General features: G+C 43.9%; 6 protein-coding genes. 1 reads left to right on the top strand and 5 read right to left on the bottom strand.

The genetic code is table 11. From position 1 onward, the window contains the following. Positions 1-127: 127 nt before the first annotated feature. A complete protein-coding gene (locus ACUVXA_RS15265; RefSeq protein WP_445872142.1) occupies positions 128-1,762 on the top strand; it encodes an acyl-CoA mutase large subunit family protein in 1,635 nt (544 codons plus the stop codon). Positions 1,763-1,795: 33 nt separating this feature from the next. On the opposite strand, the gene ACUVXA_RS15260 is transcribed toward ACUVXA_RS15265, so the two are convergent. From ACUVXA_RS15260 to ACUVXA_RS15240, 5 genes are all read right to left on the bottom strand, one after another. Further along, positions 1,796-2,350 carry an HD domain-containing protein gene (locus tag ACUVXA_RS15260; RefSeq protein WP_445872141.1) on the bottom strand — a complete coding sequence of 185 codons (555 nt, stop codon included), beginning with the start codon at positions 2,348-2,350 and terminating at the stop codon, positions 1,796-1,798. Between the two features lie 330 nt (positions 2,351-2,680). Then, positions 2,681-2,926, bottom strand: a complete 246-nt coding sequence (locus ACUVXA_RS15255) for a 4Fe-4S dicluster domain-containing protein (protein WP_445872140.1) — start codon at positions 2,924-2,926, stop codon at positions 2,681-2,683. 19 nt (positions 2,927-2,945) lie between these two features. Continuing rightward, on the bottom strand, positions 2,946-3,479 hold the full coding sequence (locus ACUVXA_RS15250) for a 2-oxoacid:acceptor oxidoreductase family protein (RefSeq protein WP_445872139.1): 534 nt from the start codon (positions 3,477-3,479) through the stop codon (positions 2,946-2,948). Beyond that, positions 3,466-4,299 carry a thiamine pyrophosphate-dependent enzyme gene (locus ACUVXA_RS15245; protein ID WP_445872138.1) on the bottom strand — a complete coding sequence of 278 codons (834 nt, stop codon included), beginning with the start codon at positions 4,297-4,299 and terminating at the stop codon, positions 3,466-3,468. Before ACUVXA_RS15245 ends, ACUVXA_RS15250 begins: the two co-directional genes overlap by 14 nt. Further along, entirely contained in the window at positions 4,296-5,450 is a 1,155-nt protein-coding gene (locus tag ACUVXA_RS15240) for a 2-oxoacid:acceptor oxidoreductase subunit alpha (protein ID WP_445872137.1), read from the bottom strand. Before ACUVXA_RS15240 ends, ACUVXA_RS15245 begins: the two co-directional genes overlap by 4 nt. Between the last annotated feature and the right edge of the window lie 176 nt (positions 5,451-5,626).

Raw genomic sequence — 5,626 nt, 5'->3', positions numbered from 1 at the left:
AAGTTACCACAAGATTTATAGTGTCTTTGAAGTATTTTTTCGGTTGGCAGTTTCAACGGTATCATTTATTTAGTAATTTCCAATAAAATATTGTGTGGTTATTTAATGAATTTGGGGGTTTGTGACCATGACCCGAATTGATACCTTAAAGAATGGTGCTCAAGAAGGTGAGGAGAGAACGGAAAAATTTACTACACTATCCGATATTGAGGTTAAACAGTTTTACACACCCGACGATATCCAAATCAACTACCATAAGGATTTAGGTTTTCCCGGCGAGTTTCCTTTTGTCCGTGGGGTTTACCATACCATGTATCGGGGTCGTCTCTGGACTATGCGGATGTTTGCCGGCTACGGCACCGCCTTTGACACAAATAAAAGGTTCAAATATCTTCTAGAGCACGGCGAGACCGGTCTCAGCGTTGCATTCGATTTTCCCACTCTTTACGGATATGATTCAGATCATCCGCTTTCCCATGGTGAGGTTGGAAAGTGCGGTGTAGCCATATCATCTCTAGAGGACATGGAAGTACTGTTTAACGAGATTCCCCTAGAAAAGGTCAGCACCTCTATGACTATTAATGGTCCTGCAGCCATAATTTGGGCTTTCTACATTGCAGCAGCTGAAAACCAGGGTGCTGCCAGAAAAGACCTGAGGGGAACAATTCAGAACGACATTCTGAAAGAGTATATTGCTCAGAACTCCTACATTTTCCCCCCGGAGCCCTCCATGAGGCTGATTCTGGACACCTTCGAATTTGGAACTGAGGAGCTTCCTCGCTGGAATACCATTAGCATTAGTGGTTACCACATTAGGGAGGCTGGATCCACTGCGGTGCAGGAGCTTGCGTTCACTCTAGCGGATGGCCTTGCTTATGTGGACGCTGCGGTTGAGAGGGGTATGGTTTTAGACGCTTTTGCACCTCGACTGTCCTTTTTCTTTAATGCTCACAACTACTTCTTTGAAGAAATCGCTAAGTATCGGGCGGCAAGAAGAATCTGGGCCAAGGAGATTAAGCAGCGGGGGTCAACTAATCCGAGGTCTATGACGCTGCGATTCCACACTCAGACTGCTGGTGTCAGCCTTACCGCTCAGCAGCCTTTAAACAACATTGTTAGGGTTGCCCTACAGGCTCTGGCCGCGGTTCTGGGAGGAACACAATCACTACACACCAACTCTTTCGATGAAGCTCTAGCCCTACCCACAGAGGAAGCGGTTACCGTGGCTCTCAGAACTCAACAGATAATCGCCCATGAGACCGGTGTCACAGATGCCATCGATCCACTGGGAGGCTCCTACTATGTGGAGTGGTTGACCGATAAAATGGAGGAGGAAACCTACAAGTACTTTGACCAGATAGAGAAGAGGGGCGGAGTAATCGAATGTATCAAAAAGGGGTTCTTCCAAAATGAAATAGCTAAAGCCTCCTACAAGTATCAGAAGGAAGTAGAGCGAAACATCAGAAAAATCGTAGGAGTGAATTGCTACAAAACAGATCAAGACAACGAGATAAATGTTCCAGTTCTAATAGTTGATCATGAAGTGGAAAAAGTGCAATGTGAAAGGCTCAAAAAACTGAGAAAAACTCGAGACAATTCCAAGGTTCAAAGAGCATTAAAAGAGCTTGAGAAACAGGCCAAAACCGAAACCAACGTAATGCCCTATCTTATAGACTGTGCAAAAGCCTACGCAACCCTGGGAGAAATAAGAGAAACCCTAGTGAATGTTTTCGGCGAATACCAGCCCAAAGACTGGTTCTAATACAAATAAATCTACCATAATGTTGACAAAATTTCATAAATCCAAATCATTTGAAATTTTTTGAAGGGCCTCTAAACTTATTCTGAAGAAATCAGTTAGTGGTACTCCGATCTCCTCGCAAACCCTAATTCTGTCCCGGCCTGTGGCCGCGGCAAACGTTTTATCTTTAAACTTCTTTTTGAGTGTTTCAACCCTGACCTGTTCCAGCTTTTTAGTAGGCATTACAAGGGCAGCGGCTATAACCAAACCTGAGACAGCATCCGAACAAATAAGCCCCTTCTCCAGCCTTGTCTGAGGTTGAACATTGGTGTACTCATAATTGTGAGCCTTTACCGCATTAATAACATCTTCAGGAACCAGACCCTGAATGTACTCCACGGTTTTAGTGGCATGTATCTCGGGAGAATCTATGGTTTCCTGATAATCCAAATCATGAACTAAACCCAAGATCCCCCAGAGTTCCTCGTCCTCTCCCAAGTGTTTAGCCAAGTTCCGCATTATAGCCTCCACCGCTAGAACATGCTTGACCAATTTATCATCTTTAAGATGTTCATTCACCAATTTCAAGGCTTCATCCCGGGTCAACATAACCTAGTTAAAACACTCCATTTTTCTTAAATCTTACTATTTTTGTATTCACACGAGGATAGAAATTCTTTTTAGAGGATTTGTTTAATTGCAAGGTTGATTTGGTAATAGTAAAGGATATTAAACATCGACTAAAACCCCATATTATGCGAGAGGTTGTATATGCAGAGGAACTATAAAACTCATATTGGATCTAATTGAAAAAACTACTCGACCTAAAAAATGATATTTCGTTAATACTTCGAGATGAAAATTGAAAGCTATAACTAAAAAAGATGAGATCCTTTATTTTAACTTTTTTTGGCTCTAAGTATCATTAGAACATATTTACTACTCCTCACTTTTTTGTAGGTATATTGCAAAATCGGGGCAATAGAATTGGCACATTAGGCAGCTGGTGCATTTATTTATGTCATGAACTTCTGGAACGTGTATTCCTCTGTCTGTGGGATTGTCGGACATTTTTAGAACCTGCTTGGGACATATGGTTACGCAAATTTCGCATCCTTTACAAAGCTCTCTATCTATGACGATTACTGGTTTTCTTCCTTCTTTTTTATGTTGCTGTTTGCCCATTATTCTTCTCTCCTCTGCGTTATTCTCTGTCTGCGAGAGCAAATCCAATTTCTAAAGCTCGGGTGTTTATATTAGGATATTTCACTGTTTCTCTTACGGCTTTAATGATGGTCTCTCTCTTGATTATTCCTGTTAATGCAACCAAAAAGCCTAGTAATATCATGTTGGAATAAAGGTTACTTCCCAGCTCCTTTTCCGACAGCTCTGAGGCCGGCACCTGATAAATTTTCATGCTTTCTACTGACCATTTATTTACTAAGCTGGAGTCAATTATGACTGTTCTATCTTTCTTAACCTCGCCTTCATGCTTATCTACGGCTTCCTGAGACAGGAAAATGTATATGTCGGCATCAATGGCTCCCGGATAATCAATTTCCTCATCTGATATCACGACTTCGGTCCAAATGTCTCCACCCCTCACCTTAGCTCCATAGGACATAACTTGTGTTGCAATTTTTCCCTCATATACGGTAGCTGTCTTAGCCAGCAACTCTCCCATTGTTATGGCTCCTTGCCCTCCAGAGCCCACGATACGAATTTCAGTTCTCACCATTCTCTCCCCACCTCATTTTCAGGTATTGCTCTGATAATTCGGGAACACTCTTTTCAACAAACTCGCCCACCACCATTTTTTGGCTAAGCTCCTCAGCTGTAAGTTCTTTAGCCTCCTCTTTACTCACCATGATCCCCCGAAGCCATTTTACCATGTCGATGGGATGCCTTATTTTAATGAGGGGGCCATATCGCACGGGGCATGGGGAGAGCACTTCGATGAATGAGAATCCCTTTCTCTGGAGTGCCTTCTTAATGGATCTGGTGAGCTGTTTCACGTGCAGGGTTGACCATCTTACCACGTAGGTTCCTCCCGCTGCTTCGACGAGTTTACATAGATCAAAGGGATTTTCGGGGTTACCATAAGGTGTGGTATCGGTTCGCAGCCCATGAGGAGTGGTTGGAGCAACCTGTGCTCCGGTCATTCCATAGATGAAGTTATTCACACAGATAACCGAGAGGCCAATGTTTCTCCGGGCTCCATGGATGAGGTGATTGCCTCCTATGGCTGATAAATCTCCGTCTCCTGAGATAACAACCACATTTAGCTCGGGCTTTGCCAGTTTTAAACCGGTAGCAAAGGGAATGGGTCGTCCGTGCGGTGTGTGAATAACATCGGAGTTAAATAGCGGACTTGGTATCCATCCCGCGCAACCTATTCCGGAAACGAAAGCCATTTTAGTGAAATCGAGACTCAACTCGTCTATCGCTCTTAGAACACACTGGGCAATAACACCGTCGCCACAGCCCGGGCAGTAGGGAAGAGGTAATGTTTCCGGTCGAATATACTTCATTAAAGGATGCTGAGACTTCCCACTCATAAACTCGCCTCCCTTCTTATCACTTCCAACACGTGTTTGGGGTTATGTACCCTTCCTAGAATCTGAGGAGGCAGAAACCGAATCTCCGCCATTCCACAGGCTGCACTTCTCACGTAATCAAGGATTTGTCCCATGTTATTCTCTAAAACTATGATTTTATCAACTTGTTCCGCTATTTTCGCAATTTCCTGTTTGGCAAAAGGCCAAATGCTAACAAGTCGAACGCATCCTAACATGATCCCTTCCTCTCGTGCTTTTTTCAATGCCCATAGTGCAGACCTGACTGGACTACCGTAGGTTAGTAAAACAATTTTAGCATCCTCAACTTGAAACATTTGTAATCTCACTATTTCGTTCAGACGCTTCTCAAACTTCCGGTAAATTCTCCGAATTAAATGGTCGAGATCCTCCGGATCACTGATTTTCCGATACCCCCTCTCATCGTGGCAAGAGCCGGTAACATGAACCCGGTACCCGGTACCGAATGCGGGCATGGGTGCCACATCCTCACTAAGGAAAAAGCTGGTTTCTCCGCTTTTTTCCGGCTTTTTTCTATTGGTTATTCGGATATCCTCTTCGGACCGAATAACAACGCTCTCTCTCATGAAACTGACATAAGCATCGGTCAGAAGGATTACTGGGGTTCTTAAAGCCTCAGACAGATTGAACGCTTCAAAGGTGTAATCAAACATGTCTTGGGGAGAGGATGGTGCAAGAACTACAATGGGATATTCTCCATGAGCACCATGCCTAGATTGAATCACATCTCCCTGTAGAGGCACCCCTACCTGTCCAACGCCTGGGCCTCCTCGCTGAACATCCACTATCACACATGGTGTTTCAGTCTGAACTGCGTAACCTATGCTCTCTTGCATTAGGCTGAAGCCGGGGCCACTGGTTGCCGTCATAGATTTTAGACCTGCCCAAGAGGCTCCTATGACGGATGATATTGATGCTATCTCGTCCTCCATCTGTATGCTAATTCCTCCAACCTTGGGCATCTTTGAAGCCATGACCTGACCTATTTCTCTTGCGGGAGTGATTGGATAAAATGCAAAAAATTTACAGCCTGCGGCTAGGGCTCCTTCCGCACAGGCCACATTTCCTTCCAAGAAATCTAAACGCTCACCTACATTTCCGGGCAAGAGCATCCCACCTAAAAGTAAAAATTGTTTTCCCTTAATTAATTTTGAATACCTACTCTTCCTTTTAAGATGACGGGTTTAAAATCTCATAATCATTTAAGCAGCAACGGTGTCGGTAGATGACTATTGGGACGCCGCCTTAGGTATGTATTTTTCCTAGTTTTTACTTGTCTTATGCTGGG

The sequence above is a fragment of the Candidatus Jordarchaeum sp. genome (assembly GCF_052745115.1).
Note: the sequence above shows the minus strand (reverse complement) of the source record. Positions and strands in the feature narration are given on the sequence as shown.